The organism is Mesorhizobium sp. W016 (assembly GCF_054719485.1).
Genome location: NZ_JBTTIF010000002.1, coordinates 1,065,023 through 1,086,998, shown reverse-complemented (window position 1 = coordinate 1,086,998; position 21,976 = coordinate 1,065,023). Strand labels below are relative to the sequence as shown.

Sequence of the window (21,976 nt, the reverse complement as noted above, 5' to 3'; positions counted from 1 at the left end):
AGCGCTGACGCCGTCGACTGCGAGCAGCGGAACGATGTGGCGCACAACGCGCCCGACATCGGTGGAGATCGTCGCGGGTTTCTTGGATCGTCCCCTTTTCTGCAGTACGAGCCCCATTCTCGAGGGTCCATTCTCCACCGCAGCCTAGGGAAGCGGCGTCGCAAGATGGCCTGAGGCATGCGCCCGGTAAATTCCCGCATGCGAGCACTCGTCCTGCCTGTCTAAGGTTCCGAGTCTAACCGCAAATCCTCGATTTTTTCCGCCAATTCCAACATATATATTCCGGTCGCCGCAAGAAGCCATAACAACGATTTCCAATACTACCTATTCTTGCAGAAACTAAAAACGCTACACTCGCGTAATCATATTGGTAACGGATGCTGTTCAACCTGCGTCCAGGCAACCAGCACGGGGAGCGGCGTTATGGATTTCTTTAAAAGTTTAACAAAGGTCTTGGCCGGCGGCGCGGTTTCCGTAGCTTTGTGCTTTCCGGCTGGCGCGGGCGGGCTCAGTGTGGGCATCGGCGGCAGCGGTGGGGTGGGTGTTTCGGTCGGCGGCAGTGGCGGCGGGCTTGGCGTCGGTGTCTCGGTCGGCGGGAGCAAGGGCGTCAATGCCGGAGCGACGGTCGGAGGCACCAGCGGCACCACCGCCAGTGTCGGCGCCTCGGTTGGCAGCGGCGTTACCGCCGGCGCCGGCGTATCGGTCGGCACGGGCGTCGGGGTCGGGGTCGGCGCCGGGGTCGGGGTGGGCAGTGGAGTGACGGCCGGGGTCGGCGTCGGCATTGGCACACAGACAACGACCACCAGCCCCAGGGATCCCAACACGCCGGCGGTGCCGGCGCGACCGGCGGTGGTTGCCATCAGCGCCATGTCGGCCGGCCAGATCGCCAAGATGAAAAAACGCTGCGCCAGCGTGCTCAGCGGCAAGGGCACCTACGACCGGGACCTGAAGGAGCTCTGCCGGATATTGGCGCGGCGCTGAGTACCGCAACATCGCATCTGCCGTGGGGCGTCAGTCTCTCAGCCAGCCACTGCCGCAAGGTGGCGGGCATTCTTAGGGGGTAGCTTTGCCAAGCGGTTCAGAGTTTCGCGGAAAGGCGGAACCGCTCAGGCTGTGCGCTTTCATCGGCGGCATTCCGCATGGCTTGGTCGCCGAGCCGAAGGAAGCGCGCCGCCCGGTAGCGGCCTTGCTCCGACCTCTGCCGTCCGTCCGGTCACCCGTTTGGGCCGGCTCGAAGATTCGCCTCTGGCCTTTTGTATCACCCGCTCTAGCTGCTTTGTGTTAGGCTCGTCATGTTAGCCTTGTCTTGCTGATGGAGGTTTTGATGGATCGGCGATCATTCTTGACAGCATTGTTTGGCGTTGCGGGGGCCGCGGCGCTTGCTACCGCGGTTCGGCCTCTCGAGGCCGTGGCCGGGGTTCCCAATGTCGGTAACGGCATTCTCGATGAACTCGACAAGCAGGATGCCAATTCGTTTGATGACGACGAAGGCGCTGGCGATGTCGAGCAGATCTCGCATCGGCGATGGCACCATCGTCGCCACCACAGGCGGCATGTCTGGAGACGGCACTGCCGCACGTTCTGGCGGCATGGCCGGTTGCGCCGGCGCTGCTATCGCAGGCGCTCCTTCGTCGTCTTGCGGTTCTAACCGCGGCACGTTCCCGGATTGACCCTGCCCTGAGGCGCAAACACCAAACAGACCCATCCCGATTTGCATCGGGATGGGCTGGTTCAGCTTTATCCAGCCACAGCTGCCACCGAATCCCGCTGCACCAGCGGGCATTCCAGCTTGGTGATTGGATAGCGGCCGCGGCCGGGAGGCGGCGGCACTTCGAGCTGTTCGATCGCCCATTGGCCCATCGCCATGTGCGGCAGGATCGATGTTGTCAGCGGCGGGAACAGGTGGCGGGCGATCTCCTCGTCGTCATAGCCGACGACGGAGATGTCCTGCGGGATGTGCAGGCCCGCCTCCTTCAGCGCTTCGTAGCAGCCGATGGCTGTGCGGTCGTTCTGGCAGAAGATGGCGGTCGGGCGCTCCTTGAGCGCCAAAAGCTTAACGGTCGCGGCATAGCCGGCGCTCGCCGACCAGTCGCCCTCGACCACCAGTTCGGGATCGAACGGGATGTCGGCGGTGGCGAGCGCTCTGCGGTAGCCTTTCAGCCGGTCCTGCGCGGCCTGCATCCACGGCTCGCCGGTGATGGTGGCGATGCGGCGGTGGCCGTGGCCGATCAGATGCCGGGTCGAGTTCTGGCCGCCGGCGATCTCGGACGGCACCACGGCCGGGAAGGCATAATCGGCCGTGTAGCAGTTGAGCAGGATGACCGGGATGTCGAGGCCGTAGAGGAAGTCCGGTGCCGTGATCTCGCGGGTGAAGATGGTCATGTAGACCAGCGCCGAGATGCCGCGCCTGGTGAGCGCCGCAATGGCGCGCGGCTCCATGACGGAGTCGCCCATGGTCTGCGCCACGAGCAACACATTGCCGGCGTTCCACGACGCCTGGCGCGCGCCCTCGATGGCGACAACGGCTTCCGGGCTTGTCGCCAGCTGGTCGACAGCGAAACCGATGACACCGTCAAGTCCATCGAAGGCGGGAACAGGTTTGCGCAGCGCCGAGAAGGCGGGTGCTGCGTAGCCGAGCGAGCGCGCGGCGTCGATCACCCGCTCGCGCGTCTGCTGCGACAGCCGGATGCCGGGCGAATCGTTGAGCACGAAAGAGACGGTCGCCTGCGAGCAACCGGCTGCCCTGGCGATGTCGGTCATGGTGACGCGGCCGCCCTTGGCGGCTCTCGCCGGCGCCTTGCGCCGCTTCGCCGTGTCGTCCGGATCCCTCGTCTCGCTCATGGCATTGCGTCCCAATCCCCAGCCTGTCTAGTCGCAAGCCTGCCACACCGACAAGATGGTGTGGCGCCGTCGACCAATGGAAATAGTCGAAGGCGTTTATCTTTATTAGCAGCTTTGAAGTTCGCCGCCATGCCGCTTCGGGCCGCGTGAAATTCGAGGACTGCAAGGCATCTGCTTGCGCGAAGCCGTGCTGCACCTGTTCGGGCAAACTAGACCTAGGGCCACGCCGAGTGTCCGCGCGAGACCTCTGCTAATAGTGTTTACTAATACAAAACGACGCTGTAACGTCAATCCGCCGTGTCCGGTCAGGTGGGACCCCGTGCGGCGAGAAGTGCACGTGAATGGCCCGATGGCGAGCGGGGTTTGCCTCCGCAAGCCTGGTCTCGGACATGTGATATGTCAGACAAATCAGACTATTTACGAGCACGGGATGAGTCTCTAAAGTCCGTGATCGCGACCGACGACGCCATTCTTCAGCGCCGGGAACCCCTGAGGAGGAGGGCGTCCAAATCGCGAGCGGCAAGTCAGTGAATGCAAGATCGGTTCAGTCCGACGACTGAGCCAAAACGGGAGGTTGAACATGAAATCCTTGATACGACATGCATCCGTGGCCACCGCAGCCCTGCTGCTTGGCCTGACCGCGACAGCCATTGCGCGCGCCGACGACAAACCGACGCTGGCCTTCGTCGTCAACGGCGCTTCCGATTTCTGGAAGGCCGCCGAAGCCGGCGTCAAGAAGGCGCAGGCCGAATTGCCCGACTACAATCTCGAACTCAAATATCCCGAGCAGTCCTCGGTCGCCATCCAGCAGCGGCTGATGGACGATCTGGTGACCGCCGGCGTCAAGGGCATCATGGTCTCGGCCGTCGACCCCAAGACCTCGACCGACGGTCTGAACAAGATCGCGTCGGAAACGGCGCTGTTCACCACCGACTCCGATGCCCCGCAGACCAAGCGCGTCGCCTATATCGGCTCGTCCAATGTCGACGCCGGCAAGCAGGCGGCCGAGATCGCCAAGAAGGCGATGCCGGACGGCGGCAAGTGCCTCGGCTTCGTCGGCCTGCTCGGCGCCGACAATGCCAAGGAACGCATCCAGGGCATGAAGGACGGCCTCGCCGGCAGCAAGATCGAACTGGTGGACGTGCGCGGCGACGACATCGACCAGGCGCGCGCCAAGAAGAATGTCGAGGACGCGCTGGTCGCCAGCCCCGACATCACCTGCATGGTCGGCTTCTATTCCTACAACACGCCGCGCATCTATGAAGCGCTGCGCGACGCCGGGAAGCTCGGCTCGATCACGGTCGTCGGCTTCGATGACGATCCGATCACGCTGGGCGGCGTCAAGGAAGGCACCGTGGCGGCGACCGTCGTGCAGCAGCCCTTCGAATGGGCCTATCAGGGCATGAAGCTGATGGCCGCCTATCTCAAGGGCGACAAATCAGGCATTCCGGAAGGCGGCCTGATCATTATCCCGACCAAGATCATCGGTAAGGACGATGTCGACACCTATGCCGCCAATCTGAAGGCGATGTCCGGAAACTGAGACCACGAGCAGTTGCGCCGGCTCGGGGTTCGCCTTGAGCCGGCGATCGTGTTGACGGGCCGGCCAAGGCCCGTCAGTCTGTAGCCTACCGGCTGCTGGCAAGCCTGATCAAATATGGCGTGATGAATTATTCCGACCCATCCATCGTCGCAACCACCCCGTTCCTCGGCCTCGAGAACGTGCGCAAGACCTATCCGGGCGTGGTGGCGCTGGATGGTTTTTCCATGGAGGTCAGGCCGGGAGAGGTGATCGGCTTGGTCGGCGAAAACGGCGCCGGCAAGTCGACCTTGATGAAGATCCTCGGCGGCGTCACCAGGCCGGACAGCGGCGCCATCACCGTCGACGGCGTTGCGCATGACGGGCTCACCGTCGAAGGCAGCCTGGGGTCGGGCATCGCCTTCGTCCACCAGGAACTCAATCTATTCGAAAACCTCGATGTTGCCGCCAATATCTTCTTCGGCCGCGAGCCGTTGCGCGGCGGGCCGCTGAGATTGGTCGACCGCGCCAAGCTGCGCGAAATGGTGGCGCCGCTGCTGAAGCGTGTCGGCGCCAACTTTTCCGCCGATACGCCGGTTGCCTCGCTGTCGCTTGCCCAGCAGCAGATGGTCGAGATCGCCAAGGCGCTGTCGATCAAGGCACGGCTGGTCATCCTCGACGAGCCGACATCGAGCCTGCCGCTTGCCGAAACCGACAAGCTGCTCGACGTCATCAAGGCGCTGAAGGCCGATGGCATCAGCGTCATCTTCATTTCGCACCGGCTGCATGAGGTCGAGCGCGTCGCCGACCGCGTCGTGGTGCTGCGCGACGGCATGCTGGCCGGCACCTTGCCGAAGAGCGCCATCAACCACGACCAGATGGTCAAGCTGATGATCGGCCGCATGCTGAAGGAGCGCGAGAAGGCCTCCGAGGCGGCGCGGGCGCCGGGCGCCACGGCTCTCTCGGCCAAAGCCATCCGCACCCCCGCCTACCCTGCCCGGCCGGTCGACCTCGACATCAGGCGCGGTGAAATCCTCGGCCTTGCCGGTCTTGTCGGCTCCGGCCGCACCGAACTGGCGCGGGTGTTCTTCGGCATCGACAGCACGCTTGGCGGTGGGCTCGAACTCGACGGCAAGCCGCTTGTACTGGGTTCGGCGGCCGATGCGGTCGCGCATGGCATTTTCCTGGTTCCGGAAGACCGCAAGCTGACCGGCATTTTGCTTGACCTGTCGATCGCGCAGAACATCTCGCTGCCCAACCTGCCGGCGCATGCGAAGCGTCAACTGGTGTCGGCAAGCTCCGAGGCCGCCACCGCAGAGAAGCAGAAGACGAATCTCGGCATCAAAGCGCCGTCGGTGCAGACGCGAACCGGCACGCTGTCGGGCGGCAACCAGCAGAAGGTGGTGCTGGGCAAATGGCTGGCGATGAACCCGAAGGTGATGATCCTCGATGAGCCGACGCGCGGCATCGATATCGGCGCCAAGGCCGAGATTTACGGGCTGATGCGAGCCTTGGCCGATGCCGGCGTCGCCGTGCTGATGATCTCCAGCGACATGGAAGAGGTGATCGGCGTGTCCGACCGCATCGCCGTCATGCATGAGGGCCAGATCTCGGGCATTCTCGACAAGGAACAATTCAGCCAGGAAAACGTGCTGTTGCTGGCGGTCGGCAAGCCGGCAAACTAGCGGGCTTCAGGCGATTGCCGGTCCGGCGCATTGGGGAGAAGACGATGAGCAAAAAAGATCTCGGCCTGCTGATCCTGATCCTCGTGGTCGGCGCCGTGGTGACCGCCATCAACCCGCGCTTCCTGCTGCCGATCAACCTCGCCAACACCTCGAACCTGATCGGCCTGTTCGGGATTCTCGCCATCGGCCAGGCCTTCGTCATCATCACCGGCGGCATCGAATTGTCGGTGGGATCGCTGGTGGCGCTGCTCGGCACGCTGTTCATCGATTTCATCGCCGTGCGCGACATGCCATGGCCGGTGGCGCTGCCGCTGATCCTGGTGCTGGGCGGCATCATCGGGCTGGCGCATGGCTGGCTGATCACAAGGCTGAAATTGCAGCCCTTCGTGGTGACGCTGTGCGGCCTTTTGATCTATCGCGGGGTCGCCCGTTTCTATACCGCCGACGGCACCGCCGGCTTCGCCTTCGGCCAGAATTTTCCCGAGCTCGAATTCCTCACCGCGGGCCGCAGCTATGGCGTGCCCAACAGCTTCATAGCACTGATCGTCATTTCGATCGTCATGTGGGTGGTGCTGCACCGCTCGGTGTTCGGACGCTACCTCTATGCCATCGGCAAGAACGAAGAGGCGGCTAAATATTCGGGCATCCGCACCGGCCGCGTCGTGATGGCCGCCTATGTCATCTGCGGCGTTCTGACGGCGCTGTCGGCGATCTATTTCGCCATGTACACGCGCTCGATCTCGCCGGCCAGCCACGGCCAGTTCTACGAACTCTACGCCATTGCCGCCGCCGTGCTCGGCGGCTTCTCGCTGCGCGGCGGCGAAGGCTCGCTGGTTGGCGTCATCCTGGGCACCGTGCTGCTGCAGGAGTTGCAGAACCTGGTCAATCTGCTCGGCATCCCGTCCTCGCTCAACTTCGCGGTGATGGGCGGCGTGATCCTGATCGGCGTGCTGGTCGACCAGCAATGGGGCGTGTTCCGCGCAAGGCGGCTGATGCTCGATGCCAGCCGCAAGACTGTCGCGGCCGAGTAGCGCTACATCACGCCGGAGATATCCGAGAAGGCCATCGCCTTGCGCAGCACCTCGGCGAAGCGTTCTCCGGCGGCTTCGCGCCGGCCGCCATTGTCGATCGAGGTGACGCCGGAGCCGGACAAAGCGATATTGGCGCTGCGGGCGAGCCGAGCCAGCACTTCGCCGCGCGATTCGCGGCCGCGCTGGGCGAGACGCTCGGCGAGGATTTCCGGCGAGGCGGTGATCTCGACGACAGCCAGATTGGCATAGCGCTCCCGCAGCACCGGGATGACTGCGCGCGAGACATTGGCCACCGCGACATGGCCATTGGCGATGGACCAGTCGACATCGGCCGGAATGCCGTAGCGCAGGCCGTGCGCCTCCCAGGAAATGGCGAAAGCGCCGTCGGCCTGGGCCTCGGCAAAGGCCGCGTCAGCCAGCGTGTCGTGATCCTCGCTTGCCGCATCGCTCGGCCTGGTGATGACGCGGCGGACGAACTCCAGCCTCGTCTCGTCGGCAAACAAGGTGCGGGCATAACCGATTACCGTATCCTTGCCGGCGCCACTCGGGCCGACGACGGCGACGAAGACGCCGTTGCGGACCGGAAAGGCCTCGCTGGTCAGTTCGCGCTCGATCGACGCCGAGACCATCAGGCGACCCGCCGCCCTTGGCGCCAGACGGTGCGCACGACCGGCACATGGTCGTCGACGCGCACCCGCACGAGGTCGGCGCGGCGGCCCTGTTCGATGACGCCGCGGTCGTTGAGGCCGATGGCCTCGGCCGGGTTCTTCGACACCATCGCGACCGCCTGCGGCAAGGAGATGCCCTCGACGACGTCGCCGAGGAAGAAGGCCGACTGGATCAGGCTGAAAGGGATATAGTCGGACGACAATATGTCGAGCAGGCCGTCGCCGGCCAGCGTGCGGGCCGAGACATTGCCCGAATGCGAGGAGCCGCGCATGACGTTGGGCGCGCCCATCAGTACGCCGAGCCCGGCATCCTTCGAGGCCTTGGCGGCTTCCAGCGTGGTCGGGAATTCCGCGACGCGCACGCCCTGCTCGATCGCTTCGTCGACATGGCCCGATGTGGCGTCGTCATGGCTCGCCAGCACAATGCCCCGCTCTTTGCAGGCGGCTGATATCGCCACCCGGTTCGGTCCCGAATTCTTCGCCGATTCCGACATCCGCTTTTCGCAGAACAATTGGAAGTCGCGATCGGTCAATTTCAGCTTGCGCTGATAGTAATGGGCGTAGGTCTCGAGATTGACGAACTGACGCTGTCCCGGCGCATGGTCCATCAGCGAGGCCAGCTTGACCCGCTCGTCGCCATCGAAATTGGCGAAAGCCCGCAAGCAATCCGGCGCCGAGACCTCGCAGCGCAGGTGCAGGAAATGGTCGGCCCGCAACCGGTCTTTCGCGACGCTGTCCTCGATCGCGCCGGCGAGCTTGCGGATGTCGTCGGAGGTAATATCCGCGTCCTCGTCCATGCCGACACGCAAAGCGTCGAGCACGGTGGTGATGCCGGCGGTGGCCACCTGCGCGTCATGGGCAAGGACGGCGGCGATCGGGTTCCAGCGCACTTTCGGGCGCGGCGCATAGTGGCCTTCGAGATGGTCAGTGTGCAGCTCGACCAGGCCGGGAATGATGTAGTCGCCGCCCATGTCCTCGCCGCCCATGCTCCCGCCGGTGTGGCCGGTGCCGGCGTCGACGCCGGAGATAAAACCGTCGCGCAGCACGAGCGACCCTTCGACGATCTCGTCGGCAAGCACGATGCGGGCGTTGTGGAGAACAGTTTCGGCGGTCATTTCAGGCGGTCCCTGGTTACTCGGACGAATTGCGGTCAGGCGGTTTTTCGGGCAGCGCGGCGGCCGAGCGCATGATGCGAAAGCACCATGAACGGAGCGCCCGGTTCGGTTTCGACGAACAGCGTCAGCGCATCCACCAGCACCGGCTGCTGCAGCACATCGGCGAACAGGCTGTCAATTGCCGCGCGCAGACGTTGGCTTTCCTGCGGCCCGGCCCGGCCGGACAGTGTCATGTGGAAGCGAAAGGTCTCAAACACATAGGGATAGCCCCACTGGCAGAGATTGCGGAACTCGGCCGGCTTCAGCGAATCCGGGCTGCGCCGCTCGATCTCGGCCTCGGTGAGCGGCGCGCGAAAACGGTCGAAGCTAAGCACGACATCATCGGCGAAACGGTTGAGCGGCGGCAGCGGGCCTTCCGGCAGCAAAGCGAAGAAACCATCGATCTGGCTGACGACCAGGCGCGGGATGGTGACCGTCGGCGTTGCTTCGGCAAAGGCGTCCAGCGCCGCGCGCAACGAGCTTTCAGTTTCGTTGGCGGCCAACCGGAAGGGCGCTTTCAGCGTCGCATGAAAACCGTAGCGCCGCGCCGATGCGGTGTGAAAGGCGACTTCGGCCGCCGACAGCTCGCCCACCGCCTCGACCGGCCTGGTGGCGGCGCCAAAGGGGTCGCGACCCAGCCAGTTGGCGGCGATCCGCGCCAGCGGCTCGTCCTGCATCGGGGTGAAATAGATGGCGTAGCGCATCGAAAATCCTCGTCAGCCCGCTGCCATAGGTGATTTCCATGACGGATTGACGAAGCTTATGCGGGTTTTCGAAGGCAAATCGACCCCGCAGGTCCTTAGCCGACGATTTTTCGCTGCTGGACCAACAGCTTCCGCCGCAAGCGAAGGCCGATCAGGCCTTCATCAGCCACTCGTGCTCGGGCGCGTTGTGGAACTTCCACGTCCGCTTCGGCCCGGCCATGACGTTAAGGTAATAGAGGTCGTAGCCGTGACAGGCCGCGCACGGATGATAGCCCTTGGGCACCAGCACGACATCGCCGTCCTCGATCGCCATCGCCTCGTCCAGTTCGCGGGCGCCCGACTTGTCGGCGTCGGTGTAGACCCGCTGGAAGGCAAAGCCCTGCGGCGGGTTGAGGCGGTGGTAATAGGTTTCCTCAAGATAGGATTCGGCAGGCAGATTGTCCTGGTCGTGCTTGTGCGGCGGGTAGCTCGATGTGTGGCCGCCGGGCGTGATGACCTCGACCACCAGCAGCGAGTCGGCGGGCTTGCCCTCGGGCAATATGTTGGTGACGTAGCGCGTGTTGGTGCCTTTGCCCCGAGTCTCCTGGCCGAGGTCGTCGGGTGCGATGACGCGAACGGGCAAGCCGCCGCCCAGGCCCGGCGCCGAACAGACCGCGAGTTCGAGATCGGTGTCGGCGGTGACCGACCAGTCCGAACCCTCCGGGATATAGACCGACCACGGCTTGCCCTCGAAGGGCGACATGCGCTCGCCGAGCAGGCCGAGTTCCCGGCCGCCGGCCCTTGCCGTGCCCTTGCCGGTGACGAACACCAGGCAGACTTCGCGATCCTGCGTCTTGCCGGATGCGGTCTCGCCCGGCTTCAGCCGGTGCAGGTCGAAGCCGACATAGGTCCATCCGGCGCTGTTGGGCGTGACATGCGCGACGCGGCCATGGCCCTTGTCGGCTTTGACGAGCAGTTTCGACATGTTTTGTCTCCTATCGCAAGTCTTCGAGGTCGGCCTCTCAACTTCGTCATCCTAGAGCGAAGCTCCGTCGCGAAGACCCTAGGATGACGAAGCGAGGGACGTTCCGGCCAATCACCGACGTAGGCGATACGCCAGGTGTCGAGTGTCCGACCCGCAAGCCCTTCCGAGCCACGGCCGCTTCATTCCTTCGGTTCGGCGTCCGCCTTCGCTTCGCCGGTCTTCGGTCGACCAGGCGCAGCCTTGCTCTCCTCCACCGGCTTGTAAAGGTAGAAGAACTGCCAGACGGCGTAGGCGGCAAAGCCGAGCGCAATGATGCCCCAGAATGGGGTGCCGGAGGCGAATTCTATTCCGGCCCAGATCACGCAGACGGCGACGACGGCAACGCGCCGCCACAGCGGCCGGAAGAACGGGTGCTCGTAATCCTTCATCGGACCGGCTTACGCATTGGGAAAGCCTTGCGTCTCGACCGTGTAGCCGGCCGCCGTCATCACCCGCATCAGCTCCTTGTAACCCACTTGGGCCATCTTCAGCGGCGGGTTCTTTTTCGGGTCCTGCTCGGCCTCGACGACGAACCAGCCTTCATAGCCATGGTCGGCGAAGCGCTGCACGATGGCGCCGAAATCGAGCGAACCGTCGCCAGGCACCGTGAAGGCACCGAGCGCCACGGCGTCGAGAAAGGACTGCTTTGTGCGGTCGAGCCCGTCGATCACGCCCATGCGCACATCCTTCACATGGACATGGCTGATCCGCTTGTGGTGGTTGTCGATGGCGCGCAGCACGTCGCCGCCGGCAAAGGCGAGATGCCCTGCATCGAGCAGCAACGGAATGCCTTCGCCGGAATGGCGCATGAAGGCATCGAGCTCCGGCTCAGTCTCGACCACTGCCGCCATGTGATGGTGATAGGACAGCGGCATGCCTTGCTCGGCGCACCATTCGCCGAATTCGGTGAGGCGCCTGGCATAGGCCCTCATCTCGTCGTTCGACAATTTCGGCTTGGTGGCGAGAGGCCTGGAGCGATCGCCCTGGATCGAGCGGCCGACCTCGCCATAGACGATGCAAGGCGCATTCACCGCCTTGAACAGGTCGATCATCGGCTGGATGCGATCCTTGTTCTTGCCCATGTCCTCATCAACCAGGGTGCCGGAGAACCAGCCGCCGCACAGCGTCACGTCGGCCTGCTTCAGGATCGGCAGCATGATTTCGGGGTCGTTTGGAAAACGCCGGCCCATTTCCATGCCGGTGAAACCTGCCGAGCGCGACTGGCGCAGGCACTCTTCCAGCGAGACGTCGTCGCTGAGTTCGGCAAGATCGTCGTTCCACCACGCAATGGGGGACATGCCCAGTTTGGCTTTCAAGTTTTAGCTCCGGTTTCTTGTTCACCCTCCCCCTTGTGGGGAGGGTCGCTGCGAAGCAGCGGGGTGGGGTGCGGCGCCAGACCCCCACCGGACCTTCGGTCCGACCTCCACAAGGGGAGGTAGGGGGCGGGTGCATGTACATCAATCGCCGATTGTCTGCATCTGCCGCTTTTCGTCATAGGCCTTGCGGGCTGCGTTGACCTGCGGCCGTGCGGAGACTTCCGGCACCGCGACATCCCACCAATGGCCGCCGGCATCAGTGGAAATCAGCGGGTCGGTGTCGATGACCAGCACGGTGGTGCGGTCGTTGGTTTTCGACTTTTGCAGCGCGGTCTCCAGGCCGGTGATCGACGGCACCTTCTCGGCAATAGCGCCCATGCTGGCCGCATGCGCGGCGAAGTCGATGTCGGGCAAGATCTCGTGGCGCGCGTCCTTCAGGAGGTTGTTGAAGTTGGCGCCGCCGGTGGCCATCTGCAGCCGGTTGATGCAGCCATAACCCCTGTTGTCGAGCACCACGATGATCAGCTTCAATCCGAGCATCACCGAGGTGGCGATCTCCGAATTCATCATCAGGTAGGATCCGTCGCCGACCATGACGACTATCTCCTGATCGGGCTTGGCCATCTTGGCGCCGAGCCCGCCGGCAATCTCGTAACCCATGGTCGAGAAACCATATTCGCCATGGTACGAGCCGGGCGCGCCTGCCTGCCAGAGCTTGTGCAGCTCGCCCGGCAGGCCGCCCGACGCATTCAGCAAGGTCACGCCGGACCCCAGCACGCGCTGCACGGCGCCGATCACCTGCGCGTCCGAAGGGAAGGCGGCGTTGGTCGACGCCGTCACCTTGGAGGCTTCGGCCTGCCATGCCTTCTTGCCTTGGGTCGCATTGTCGGTCCATGTCGCCGGTGCTTTCCAGCTCCCCAACGCCGCACCCAGTTCGACAAGCCCTTCGGCCGCATCGGCGACCAGCGGCAGCGCACGATGCTTGCCGGCATCGAAAAGCTGCACGTTGAGTCCGATGATGGTCTTGCCGGAATTCTTGAACAGCGCCCATGAGCCGGTGGTGAAATCCTGCAGCCGGGTGCCGATGGCGAGCACGACATCGGCTTCTTCCGCCAGCCGGTTGGCCGCGGACGTGCCGGTGACGCCGACCGCCGCCATGTTGCGCGGATGTGTGTCGGGCAGCGAGGATTTGCCGCCTTGCGTTTCGCAGACCGGAATGCCGGCGCTCTCGGCGAATTTCGCCAGTTCATCCGAACCCTGCGAATACAGCACGCCGCCGCCGGCGATGATCAGCGGTTTTTTCGCACCCTTCAGCGCGGTGACCGCCGCCGCCAATTCATGCCGGTCCGGACGCGGCCGGCGCTGGTGCCAGACGCGCTCGGCGAAAAAGCTCTCGGGATAGTCATAGGCCTCGGCCTGCACGTCCTGGCAGAGCGACAGCGTCACCGGGCCGCATTCCGCCGGATCGGTCAGCACCTGCATGGTCCGCGCCAATGCCGGGATGATCTGCTCGGGACGGGTGATGCGGTCGAAATAGCGCGACACCGGACGGAAGCAGTCATTGACCGTCGCGGTGCCGTCGGAAAAGTCCTCGGCCTGCTGCAGCACCGGATCGGGGATGCGGTTGGCGAAGACATCGCCCGGCAAAAACAGGACGGGCAACCTGTTTACGTGGGCGAGCGCCGCCGCCGTAACCATGTTGAGCGCACCGGGGCCGATCGAAGAGGTCGCGGCCATGAAGCGGCGGCGGAAATTGGCCTTGCCATAGGCGATCGCCGCATGCGCCATCGCCTGCTCATTGTGGGCGCGGAAGGTCGGCAATTCGTCGCGCAGCTGGTACAGCGCCTCGCCGATGCCGGCGACATTGCCGTGACCGAAGATCGCCCAGACACCGCCGAAGATGGGCACTCGTCTGCCGTCGATCTCGGTCATCTGCTTGCTCAGAAAGCGGGTCAGCGCCTGCGCCATCGTCAGGCGGATTGTCTTGCTCATGGTGTTTTCCTCCGCAGTCCTCTTGCCGCGCCTTTATGCTGCTTTACGGCCACGCGCGGCAAGCCACGCTTCGGTCAACTGTTCGAAGCGCGCGGCCATGTCGGCGATAGCCTCGTCATCCGTCATCTTGCCCGCCAGCCATTGTTCGGCGGCGTGGACGAAGATGGTGCGGCCGACGGCAAAGCCCTTGACGATCGGCGCCTTGGCGGTGGCGGCAAAGGCCGCTTCCAGTTCGTCCTGCGGCGCTTCGAGACCCAGCAGCACGACGCCACGACACCAGGGATCGTGCTTCAGGATCACCGCTTCGATCTTGGCCCAGGCGCCGGCCGACGCCTGCGGTTCGAGCTTCCACCAGTCCGGCTTGATGCCAAGCGCATAGAGTTCTTCCAGGGCGCGCGGGATGGTCGTTTCGTCGAGCTTGCCGTGCTTGCCGGCGATGATCTCGACCAGAAGCTCCCGGCCGACCTTCCGCGCGGCTTCGAACAGCGAGCGCAGCTTCTGCTGCTGCTCTTCCTTGAGCGCTGCCGGATCGTCGGGGTGATAGAAGCACAGGCATTTGATGCAGTGGTCGACCGGCCATTCCACCAGTTGCGAGCCGATGTCCTGCGAGAACTCGAAGCGCAGCGGCCGCGAGCCCGGCAGTTCGACGGGACGGCCGAGCCAGGCAAAGGGGTGGCGGGCGAATTCGAACATCGCTTCGCGGCCATGCTTCTCGTCGATCAGCATGCCATAGCCGTCGCGGCCGGCGGCGACTTTCGCCGCAGCCGTGACCGCCAGCACCTTGAAATCGCGGATGCGCGCCGGATCGGCGCCGGTCTTTGCCGCGACGTCCTCAAGCTGCACACGGTGGTCGCAGGCGAGCGCCATCATCGAGGGGATATCGCGGCGGCGGGTCGTCGCCCAATGGATGTGGTTGATCGCCTCGTCCTTGCGCAGAGCGAGGTGCTTGCTGCCGTTCCTGAGGAAGAACTGCAATTCCTCGAAGGTCGGATATTCCGGCGCGCAGAGCAGCCGCGACACGGCGAAAGCGCCGCAGGCATTGGCCCAGGTCGCCGCTGTCGCATGATCTTCGCCACCCAGCCAGCCGCGCAGGAAACCGGACATGAAGGCATCGCCCGCGCCCAGCACATTATAGATCTCGATCGGAAAGCCCTTGCCGACGATACCGTCTTCCAGATCGTCGCTGACCGGCCCGTCATAGACGATGCAGCCCATGGCGCCGCGCTTCAGTACGATGGTTGCCTTGGACAGCGCGCGGATCGTCTTCAGCGCGCTCAGGCAATCGTCGGCGCCCGAGGCGATCATGATCTCTTCCTCGGTGCCGACGATGAGGTCGCAATCGGGCAGCACCGTCTTCAGCTGGGCTGAGACGCGGTCGGATTTGACATAGCGCTCAAAACCTTCGGCATGGCCGGCGAGCCCCCAGAGGTTGGGGCGGTAGTCGATGTCGAACACCACCTTGCCGCCCTTGGCCTTGATGATGCGGATCGCCTTGCGCTGGGCGGCGTCGCTGTTGGGCCGGGAAAAATGCGTGCCGGTGACGACGATCGAGCGGGCCGAGGCGATGAAGGCTTCATCGATGTCTTCTTCGGCGAGCGCCATGTCGGCGCAGTCGCTGCGATAAAAGATCATTGGCGAGACGCCTTCGCTCTCGACCGAAAGCAGCACCAGGGCCGTCAGCCGTTCCTGGTCGGTCTTGAGCCCATCGACATTGACGCCTTCGCGCCGCAGCTGCTCGCGGATGAAGCGGCCCATCTGCTCGTCGCCGACGCGGGTGAGCAGCGCCGAGCGCAGGCCTAGTCTCGCCGTGCCAACCGAGATGTTGGCCGGGCAGCCGCCGACCGATTTGGCAAAGGAGGTGATGTCCTCCAGCCGCGAGCCGATCTGCTGGCCGTAAAGGTCGACGGAAGCGCGACCGATGGTGATGACATCGAGCGTCGCCTGTTTGGCGTCCACGGCTTCGCTCATTGGAACCTCCCGTCGGTCTTGTTGTCTTGAGCAACGTAGTTGGGGGACACGCGCGAGCGGCAGCGTGGCGCCGGGAATATGAAATAATAATTCCAATCCATAGTCAATATGGAATGAGCATTCCTCCGCGAATTCGAGCGCCGGGCGCCGGCCTAGGCCTTACGCTTCTTTCCGGTGCTGCGCCGCTTCTCGCCGACGCCGACGGTGAGCGCCATGGCCAGCGCCATGGTGGCCGACAGCGAGCGGAAGCCGGCGAAATCGGCCTCGGCGACTTCGAACCAGACCTTGGCGAACTGCGCTAGTGGCGAAAACGAACTGTCGGTGATGGCGACGATCGGCACGCCCTGTTCGGAAATGGTGCGGGCTTCCTCGATGGTGGCCGGTGCGTAGGGCGAGAAGCTGATGGCGATGACGGCGTCGGCCGGGGTGGCGAAGGCGACCATCTCGGCATTGAGGCCGGCGGCGGATTCGATCAGCTGGTTGCGGATCTTCAGCTTGCCCAAGGCATAGGCGATGTAGCTCGCCACCGGGTAGGAGCGGCGCTTGGCCAGGACATAGATGGTCTCGGCCTTGGCCAGCAGCGAGATCGCGTCTTCCAGATGCGCCTCGTCCAGCGAGCGCGAAATATCGTTGAGCGAAGTGCTGGCGGCGGCGACGAAGCCGTCGAAGATGGCTCGGTGTCCAGCACCCGCATCGGCCTTGGCGCGCAGCGCCTGCAGGCGTTCGTCATAAGAGGAATTGCGCTCGCGCAGCCGCTCGCGAAACACCTGCTGCAGGCTGGTGAAGCCGTCAAAGCCTAGTTGCTGGGCAAAGCGGATCAGGGTGGACGGCTGCACGCCCGCCGAAGCAGCGATGCTGGCGGCGGTGCCGAAGGCGATGTCATCAGGGTTGTCGAGCGCGTAGGCGGCGATCTGGGCGATGCGCTTGGGCAAGGTTTCACGGCGATCGAGGATCGTGGCGCGCAGCGTCTCGAAGTCGCGAGGTACCCGTTCGTCCATCGTCGCCCCGTCCAAGCTCATCTAGAGCATGATGCCGAAAAGTGTGCAGCGGTTTTCGGACGACATCATGCTCTCTTTAACTCAAGTGACGTCCTCTCTGCCCCATCATAGCGAGCCTGCGCAAGAAGGCCATAAAAAATGAGGCAGACATTCCATTCGGAGAAGAAATGGACTAATTCATCCATCGATCGCTTCAGGTATTGGGAGAAAGAAATGGTCGGCGTTGGTCTTATCGGCACGGGTTTCATGGGCAAATGCCACGCCATTGCGTGGAGCGCCGTCGGCGCCGTCTTTCCCGATGTCGCCAAGCCGAAGCTGGTCCATCTCGGCGAGGTCAACGAGGAGCTGGCCAAGCGCAAGGCCGGTGAGTTCGGCTTCGCCAAGGCGTCGGGCGACTGGCGTGCCGTCGTCAACGACCCCGAGGTCGATATCGTCTCGCTGACCACGCCCAATCAGTTCCATCCGGAGATGGCCATCGCTATTCTCGAAGCCGGCAAGCATCTGTGGTGCGAGAAGCCGATGGCGCCGAGCTTTGCCGAAGCAGCGGCGATGGCGGCCGCGGCGAAGAAGTCCGGCAAGGTCGCAGCGCTTGGCTACAACTACATACAGAGCCCGGCCATCCGCCACATCGGCGCGCTGCTCGAGGAAAAGATCATCGGCGAGGTCAACCATCTGCGCATCGAGATGGACGAGGACTTCATGGCCGATCCGGAAGCGCTGTTCTTCTGGAAACATGAGGCCGCATCCGGCTATGGCGCGCTCGACGATTTCGCCGTGCATCCGCTGTCGCTGGTCTCGACGCTGTTCGGCCGCGTCGCAAAAGTCATCTGCGACATGGCCAAACCCTATGTCGACCGCAAGCTGGCCAGCGGCGGCCGCCGTGCGGTGGAGACCTACGACATCGCCAGCGTTTTGATGCATCTGGAAAACGGCATTGCCGGCACGCTGCTGGTCAACCGCTCGGCCTGGGGCCGCAAGGGCCGCATCGCCATACAGATTTTCGGCTCCAAGGGATCGATCCTGTTCGACCAGGAGCGGATGAACGAAATCCAGCTCTACGTCACCGCCGATCGCCCGACCGAACAGGGCTACCGCACCATATTGGTGGCGCCGCACCACAAGCCTTACGACGCCTTCCTCCCGGCGCCGGGCCATGGGCTAGGTTTCAACGACCTCAAGATCATCGAGTGCCACGAATTGCTGACGCGGCTTGCCGGCAAGCCGGCACGGGTCATCGAATTTGCCGAAGGGCTGGAGATCGAGCGCACCGTGCACGCGATGGCGAGGTCGTTCGAGGAAAAGCGCTGGGTGGATGTGCGGTAAGATCCGCTTCAGCCGCCAGCGACAGCGTTCGCCTCCCAGCCACTGACCCAGACCTGCCGCAGGCGATCGCCTTCGCCCTTGAAGCGCAGCCCGGTCGCCCGGCAATCCGCGATGCGGTCGCTGCGGAAATTGCGGATGGCCTGGCGCAATTCGCACCAGGCGACGATGTTGGCGGTTTCTGAATAGTAGATCAGCGCGATCGGACGGATCAGCCGCTCGGAGGCGCGGCCGATTTCGTCGCGATAGGACAGGTCGAGCTTTTCCTCGTCGCGGATGGCGCGGCGCACAAGCGCCAGATCGATGGTGCCGATTGCCGGTGCTGCGAACCCCCAGACATGCAGCGCGTTGGCGTCGAACGCCTGGCGCAACGGCGGCGGCACGGCGCTGGCGATCTTGGCGCTGACGCGCTTGGCCGCCTGCTTGAGTTCGCTGTCTCCCGTGCGCTCCAGCAGGGCGAGCGACAGGACGATCGCTTCCATCTCCTCGATCGAAAACATCAGCGGCGGCAGGTCGAAGCCGGGCCGCAATATGTAGCCGATACCGCGCCCGCCTTCGATCGGCACGCGCATTGCCTGCAGTGCGGCGATGTCGCGATAGATCGAACGCATCGTGACTTCCAGCTGCCCGGCGATCATGGCTGCCGTCACCGGCTGCCGCGCCAGCCGCAGGATCTGGATAATCTCGAACAGCCGCGACGCCTTGCGCATTTCCTCTCCCTGATGAACGCTACTGACACATCCCCGTCAGTTGGGGTGATTTATTGGACTGCCTATCGGGTTGAAAATCAACGAATTCCTCAACGGCACCCCAGCAGGAAGCGACAGGCAACTGACATGAGCTACGCGGAAAATCTCTGGCTGTTCTTTATCCTGCTGTCCGGCATCATCATCGTACCCGGGATGGACATGCTGTTCGTGCTTGCCAATGCGCTCACCGGCGGCCGCGACCGGGGCCTCGCCGCCACCGCCGGCATCATGGTCGGCGGCATCGTGCACACGCTGAACGGCGCCATCGGCGTCGGCCTGCTGATGCATTTCGTACCGATCCTGTACAAGCCGCTGCTGATAGCAGGCGCCGCCTACATGGCCTTCATCGGTATTTCGCTGATGCGCAGTTCCATCACCGTCGGCCATGACGGGCTCGTCGGCAGCCGCACGGCCTGGAAGGCCTTTCGCCAGGGACTGGTGACCTGCCTGATCAACCCGAAGGCCTATCTCTTCATATTTGCCGTCTATCCGCAGTTCCTGAAGCCGGATTACGGCCCGATCTGGATGCAGGCGACGGTCATGGGCCTGCTGACGGTGGCGACTCAGGCCGCGATCTATGGCGGGCTCGCCATCACCGCCGGCCGCAGCCGCAATCTGCTGGTGGCCAACCCGGGCGACCGCTTTTGCGGGCCGCGCGGCCGGACTGCTGCTGTTTGCGGTCTCGGTGTTCACGGCTTGGGAGGGGCTGAGGATGGCGTGATCCCGATCAAGCGATGACGCCGCGTTTCTTCGTCTCGGCGCTGCGCTTGCGGATCACTATCCCGGTCTTTGTCGTCGAGGGCGGCAGCAACCGCGTCCCCGAGATCGACGACGTCATGACCGTCCCACGTTCGCGCCCAAGACGACGAGAAGCTCGTCCAGTTGCTCGAACGTCTCGCCCATCGCATCCGCCGCCCCGGTACCGGCCGCGTCGAGAGCCTCCTTCGAGGGATAGAGTTCGTGCATGACCAGCAGCGTCTTGCCACCCTTTTCCTCGAAGGTCAGCGTGGTGACGGGTCCACCGTCACCACCTTCCTCATTGGTCCAGACGAGGCGTGAGTGCGGTGTCACTTCGATATACCTGCCGAAGAATTCGTGAAGGTCCGAGGCGTCGTGGCCGAACACCAGGCGGTACGTGCCTCCGGTACGAGCATCCATCTCACATGAACGCAGGAACATGCCCATCGACTTCGGCACCCACCACTGCTTGAACAGCTCGGGCTTCGTCCAAGCCTCGAACACGATGCGCGCCGGACCGTTGACTGTTCGCGTGACGACCAGCTCGCGCTCGGACTTCCGTTCGACCGTCGTGCGGTTGTTCGTGGGCTCACTCTCGGTTCTTTGGCGCATCGGCTTTCTCCTTCCGTTTCAATTCCTCGACAACCTTGTCCAACTCGTTGAAGCGTGCGTCCCAGAGCAGGCGGTGCCGCTCGATCCAGGCCGCCTCTTCCTCCAGTCCGCGCAGGCCGAGCTTGCAGGTCCGCACGCGGCCAACCTTCTGCGTGGTGACGAGCCCCGCCTGCTCCAGGACGCCGACGTGCTTCTTCATGCCCGTGAGGGTCATGTGGAATTTTCCGGCAAGCTCGGTGATCGAAGCGTCTGCGCGTCCGAGCTGCTCCAGAACGCCACGCCGGGTGGCGTCCGAGAGCGCGGCGAACGAGGAATCCAAGTCGGTATACTGAACCATACGGTTCAGTATTTAGCAGACCGGTTGCCGGGGTGCAAGGGGAGCCGCAGCGTCCTTCCCGCGCGTCGCCTCGTATCAGGCGGCGCCCGGCCGGTTCTCCATCATGGCGCGGCGGGCTGAGCGGCGCCATTCTACGGCGCCGGCGAGGCCGTGCAGCACAGTCTCTGTGGTCGCCCAGTCGATGCAGCCATCTGTGATGCTCTGGCCATAGACGAGCGGCTTGCCTGATACCACGTCCTGCCGGCCGGCGACGAGATTGCTCTCGATCATGACGCCGATGATACGCTCGTCCCCTGCTGCCACCTGGCCGGCGACATCGGCCGCCACCTTCGGCTGGTTCTCCGGCTTCTTGCTCGAGTTGGCGTGGCTGACATCGATCATCAGACGGGGGGCGACGCCGATGCGGGCAAGTTCGACCGAGGCCGCCTCGACGCTCGCCGCATCGTAATTCGGCTGAACGCCGCCGCGCAGGATGACGTGGCAGTCCTCATTGCCGGTAGTAGTCGCAATGCCGCTGCGTCCGCCCTTGGTCACCGCCATGAAATGATGCGGCTGGGCGGCGGATTTCACCGCCTCGGCGGCGATCCTGAGATTGCCGTCGGTGCCGTTCTTGAAGCCGACCGGGCAGGACAGGCCGGAAGCCAGTTCGCGGTGGATCTGGCTCTCGGTGGTGCGCGCGCCGATGGCGCCCCAGGCGACGAGGTCGGCAATGTATTGCGGCGTCGTCATGTCGAGAAATTCGGTGGCCGAGGGCAGGCCGAGATTGTTGACCGCCGACAGCACGTTGCGCGCCATCCGCAGCCCCTTGTCGATGTTGAAGCTGCCGTCGAGATCGGGATCGTTGATAAGGCCCTTCCAGCCGACAGTCGTGCGCGGCTTTTCGAAATAGACCCGCATGACGATCTCCAACCGGTCGGACAGGGTCTCGCGCAGCGCCACTAGCCGGCTGGCATAGTCAACGGCCGCGACCGGGTCGTGGATCGAACACGGGCCAACGATGACAAGCAGCCGGTCGTCGGTGCCGTTCAAGATGGCATGGGTGGCGTTGCGTGATGCGCTCACGGTGCGCGTTGCCGTCAGCGTGCGCGGGATCTCCCGCATCACCTCGTCCGGCGTACTCAATTCTCGGATTTCCTTGACCCGAAGATCGTCTGTGGTGGTCAACACGGCTTTCTGCTCCTGTTTTTAGGAGACCTGCCGGCTGATACAAAAAAGCCGCCAGGTCTGGCGGCTGTTCGGACTTGTTGCTGCAATCTTCAGATCGAGCGCAATCCTCCCGCCGCCAGCGAGCTGCTAAAGTACCAATAGGTGGCGGTCAGGTTGATCATCAGGCGTCATATA

General features: G+C 64.0%; 20 protein-coding genes and 1 pseudogene. 6 read left to right on the top strand and 15 right to left on the bottom strand.

Features of this window, described 5'->3' with window-relative positions:
* Nucleotides 1-513: 513 nt before the first annotated feature.
* On the top strand, nt 514-981 hold the full coding sequence (locus ACYG9V_RS05800; protein ID WP_352765579.1) for a hypothetical protein: 468 nt from the start codon (nt 514-516) through the stop codon (nt 979-981).
* 355 nt (nt 982-1,336) lie between these two features.
* Here ACYG9V_RS05800 and ACYG9V_RS05795 read toward each other — a convergent pair whose 3' ends face one another.
* Both ACYG9V_RS05795 and ACYG9V_RS05790 read right to left on the bottom strand, forming a co-directional pair.
* A complete protein-coding gene (locus tag ACYG9V_RS05795) occupies nt 1,337-1,519 on the bottom strand; it encodes a hypothetical protein (protein ID WP_196815106.1) in 183 nt (60 codons plus the stop codon).
* A gap of 218 nt (nt 1,520-1,737) precedes the next feature.
* Nucleotides 1,738-2,841, bottom strand: a complete 1,104-nt coding sequence (locus tag ACYG9V_RS05790) for a LacI family DNA-binding transcriptional regulator (RefSeq protein WP_352765580.1) — start codon at nt 2,839-2,841, stop codon at nt 1,738-1,740.
* Nucleotides 2,842-3,421: 580 nt separating this feature from the next.
* Between ACYG9V_RS05790 and ACYG9V_RS05785 the strand changes: the two genes are divergently transcribed.
* The 3 genes from ACYG9V_RS05785 to ACYG9V_RS05775 all read left to right on the top strand — a co-directional run bounded on the left by ACYG9V_RS05785 (nt 3,422) and on the right by ACYG9V_RS05775 (nt 7,076).
* Nucleotides 3,422-4,384, top strand: coding sequence for a sugar-binding protein (locus ACYG9V_RS05785; protein ID WP_023672352.1), 963 nt, complete (start codon nt 3,422-3,424; stop codon nt 4,382-4,384).
* A 122-nt stretch (nt 4,385-4,506) separates the two neighbouring features.
* Nucleotides 4,507-6,045 carry a sugar ABC transporter ATP-binding protein gene (locus ACYG9V_RS05780; protein ID WP_352510633.1) on the top strand — a complete coding sequence of 513 codons (1,539 nt, stop codon included), beginning with the start codon at nt 4,507-4,509 and terminating at the stop codon, nt 6,043-6,045.
* A gap of 44 nt (nt 6,046-6,089) precedes the next feature.
* Nucleotides 6,090-7,076 carry an ABC transporter permease gene (locus tag ACYG9V_RS05775; RefSeq protein WP_023684050.1) on the top strand — a complete coding sequence of 329 codons (987 nt, stop codon included), beginning with the start codon at nt 6,090-6,092 and terminating at the stop codon, nt 7,074-7,076.
* 2 nt (nt 7,077-7,078) lie between these two features.
* Here ACYG9V_RS05775 and phnN read toward each other — a convergent pair whose 3' ends face one another.
* The 9 genes from phnN to ACYG9V_RS05730 form a co-directional block, all read right to left on the bottom strand.
* Nucleotides 7,079-7,708: a phosphonate metabolism protein/1,5-bisphosphokinase (PRPP-forming) PhnN gene (gene phnN / locus ACYG9V_RS05770; protein ID WP_352765612.1), complete on the bottom strand. Its 630-nt coding sequence runs from the start codon at nt 7,706-7,708 to the stop codon at nt 7,079-7,081.
* Entirely contained in the window at nt 7,705-8,859 is a 1,155-nt protein-coding gene (locus tag ACYG9V_RS05765; protein WP_352765582.1) for an alpha-D-ribose 1-methylphosphonate 5-triphosphate diphosphatase, read from the bottom strand. The genes phnN and ACYG9V_RS05765 overlap by 4 nt, the downstream gene beginning before the upstream one ends.
* A gap of 35 nt (nt 8,860-8,894) precedes the next feature.
* Complete coding sequence (locus ACYG9V_RS05760; protein ID WP_023744938.1) at nt 8,895-9,602, bottom strand: DUF1045 domain-containing protein; 708 nt, start codon at nt 9,600-9,602, stop codon at nt 8,895-8,897.
* Nucleotides 9,603-9,753: 151 nt separating this feature from the next.
* Nucleotides 9,754-10,566, bottom strand: a complete 813-nt coding sequence (gene iolB / locus ACYG9V_RS05755) for a 5-deoxy-glucuronate isomerase (protein ID WP_352765584.1) — start codon at nt 10,564-10,566, stop codon at nt 9,754-9,756.
* A 179-nt stretch (nt 10,567-10,745) separates the two neighbouring features.
* Complete coding sequence (locus ACYG9V_RS05750; protein ID WP_352765586.1) at nt 10,746-10,994, bottom strand: DUF3329 domain-containing protein; 249 nt, start codon at nt 10,992-10,994, stop codon at nt 10,746-10,748.
* Nucleotides 10,995-11,003: 9 nt separating this feature from the next.
* Complete coding sequence (iolE, locus tag ACYG9V_RS05745; protein ID WP_352765588.1) at nt 11,004-11,921, bottom strand: myo-inosose-2 dehydratase; 918 nt, start codon at nt 11,919-11,921, stop codon at nt 11,004-11,006.
* 141 nt (nt 11,922-12,062) lie between these two features.
* Entirely contained in the window at nt 12,063-13,913 is a 1,851-nt protein-coding gene (iolD, locus tag ACYG9V_RS05740) for a 3D-(3,5/4)-trihydroxycyclohexane-1,2-dione acylhydrolase (decyclizing) (protein ID WP_352765590.1), read from the bottom strand.
* 33 nt (nt 13,914-13,946) lie between these two features.
* Nucleotides 13,947-15,881, bottom strand: a complete 1,935-nt coding sequence (locus tag ACYG9V_RS05735; protein ID WP_352765592.1) for a bifunctional 5-dehydro-2-deoxygluconokinase/5-dehydro-2-deoxyphosphogluconate aldolase — start codon at nt 15,879-15,881, stop codon at nt 13,947-13,949.
* Between the two features lie 152 nt (nt 15,882-16,033).
* Entirely contained in the window at nt 16,034-16,879 is an 846-nt protein-coding gene (locus ACYG9V_RS05730) for a MurR/RpiR family transcriptional regulator (RefSeq protein WP_352765594.1), read from the bottom strand.
* A gap of 213 nt (nt 16,880-17,092) precedes the next feature.
* Here ACYG9V_RS05730 and ACYG9V_RS05725 point away from each other — a divergent pair, with 213 nt between their 5' ends.
* Nucleotides 17,093-18,202 (top strand): Gfo/Idh/MocA family protein, encoded by a 1,110-nt coding sequence (locus ACYG9V_RS05725; RefSeq protein ID WP_023748282.1) that lies wholly within the window; start codon nt 17,093-17,095, stop codon nt 18,200-18,202.
* 8 nt (nt 18,203-18,210) lie between these two features.
* On the opposite strand, the gene ACYG9V_RS05720 is transcribed toward ACYG9V_RS05725, so the two are convergent.
* Nucleotides 18,211-18,909 (bottom strand): helix-turn-helix transcriptional regulator, encoded by a 699-nt coding sequence (locus ACYG9V_RS05720; protein ID WP_023672341.1) that lies wholly within the window; start codon nt 18,907-18,909, stop codon nt 18,211-18,213.
* 126 nt (nt 18,910-19,035) lie between these two features.
* On the opposite strand from ACYG9V_RS05720, the pseudogene ACYG9V_RS05715 reads away from it, so the two are divergent.
* Nucleotides 19,036-19,669, top strand: a pseudogene (locus ACYG9V_RS05715) (LysE family translocator).
* A gap of 113 nt (nt 19,670-19,782) precedes the next feature.
* Here the strand turns inward: ACYG9V_RS05715 and ACYG9V_RS05710 are convergent.
* The 3 genes from ACYG9V_RS05710 to ACYG9V_RS05700 all read right to left on the bottom strand — a co-directional run bounded on the left by ACYG9V_RS05710 (nt 19,783) and on the right by ACYG9V_RS05700 (nt 21,802).
* On the bottom strand, nt 19,783-20,298 hold the full coding sequence (locus ACYG9V_RS05710) for an SRPBCC domain-containing protein (RefSeq protein WP_023732716.1): 516 nt from the start codon (nt 20,296-20,298) through the stop codon (nt 19,783-19,785).
* Nucleotides 20,276-20,635, bottom strand: a complete 360-nt coding sequence (locus ACYG9V_RS05705; protein WP_023672338.1) for an ArsR/SmtB family transcription factor — start codon at nt 20,633-20,635, stop codon at nt 20,276-20,278. The genes ACYG9V_RS05710 and ACYG9V_RS05705 overlap by 23 nt, the downstream gene beginning before the upstream one ends.
* Nucleotides 20,636-20,710: 75 nt before the next feature.
* Nucleotides 20,711-21,802: a 3-deoxy-7-phosphoheptulonate synthase gene (locus ACYG9V_RS05700; protein ID WP_023695981.1), complete on the bottom strand. Its 1,092-nt coding sequence runs from the start codon at nt 21,800-21,802 to the stop codon at nt 20,711-20,713.
* Nucleotides 21,803-21,976: the final 174 nt, after the last annotated feature.

Coding starts and splice junctions, on each gene's coding strand:
- ACYG9V_RS05720 (WP_023672341.1), bottom strand. CDS start 18,909: ATGCGCAAGGCGTCGCGGCTGTTCGAGATTATCCAGATCCTGCGGCTG.
- ACYG9V_RS05730 (WP_352765594.1), bottom strand. CDS start 16,879: ATGGACGAACGGGTACCTCGCGACTTCGAGACGCTGCGCGCCACGATC.
- iolD (WP_352765590.1), bottom strand. CDS start 13,913: ATGAGCAAGACAATCCGCCTGACGATGGCGCAGGCGCTGACCCGCTTT.
- ACYG9V_RS05790 (WP_352765580.1), bottom strand. CDS start 2,841: ATGAGCGAGACGAGGGATCCGGACGACACGGCGAAGCGGCGCAAGGCG.
- ACYG9V_RS05795 (WP_196815106.1), bottom strand. CDS start 1,519: ATGCGAGATCTGCTCGACATCGCCAGCGCCTTCGTCGTCATCAAACGA.
- ACYG9V_RS05705 (WP_023672338.1), bottom strand. CDS start 20,635: ATGGTTCAGTATACCGACTTGGATTCCTCGTTCGCCGCGCTCTCGGAC.
- ACYG9V_RS05775 (WP_023684050.1), top strand. CDS start 6,090: ATGAGCAAAAAAGATCTCGGCCTGCTGATCCTGATCCTCGTGGTCGGC.
- ACYG9V_RS05780 (WP_352510633.1), top strand. CDS start 4,507: ATGAATTATTCCGACCCATCCATCGTCGCAACCACCCCGTTCCTCGGC.
- ACYG9V_RS05725 (WP_023748282.1), top strand. CDS start 17,093: ATGGTCGGCGTTGGTCTTATCGGCACGGGTTTCATGGGCAAATGCCAC.
- iolB (WP_352765584.1), bottom strand. CDS start 10,566: ATGTCGAAACTGCTCGTCAAAGCCGACAAGGGCCATGGCCGCGTCGCG.
- ACYG9V_RS05760 (WP_023744938.1), bottom strand. CDS start 9,602: ATGCGCTACGCCATCTATTTCACCCCGATGCAGGACGAGCCGCTGGCG.
- ACYG9V_RS05710 (WP_023732716.1), bottom strand. CDS start 20,298: ATGCGCCAAAGAACCGAGAGTGAGCCCACGAACAACCGCACGACGGTC.
- ACYG9V_RS05750 (WP_352765586.1), bottom strand. CDS start 10,994: ATGAAGGATTACGAGCACCCGTTCTTCCGGCCGCTGTGGCGGCGCGTT.
- ACYG9V_RS05785 (WP_023672352.1), top strand. CDS start 3,422: ATGAAATCCTTGATACGACATGCATCCGTGGCCACCGCAGCCCTGCTG.
- ACYG9V_RS05735 (WP_352765592.1), bottom strand. CDS start 15,881: ATGAGCGAAGCCGTGGACGCCAAACAGGCGACGCTCGATGTCATCACC.
- ACYG9V_RS05765 (WP_352765582.1), bottom strand. CDS start 8,859: ATGACCGCCGAAACTGTTCTCCACAACGCCCGCATCGTGCTTGCCGAC.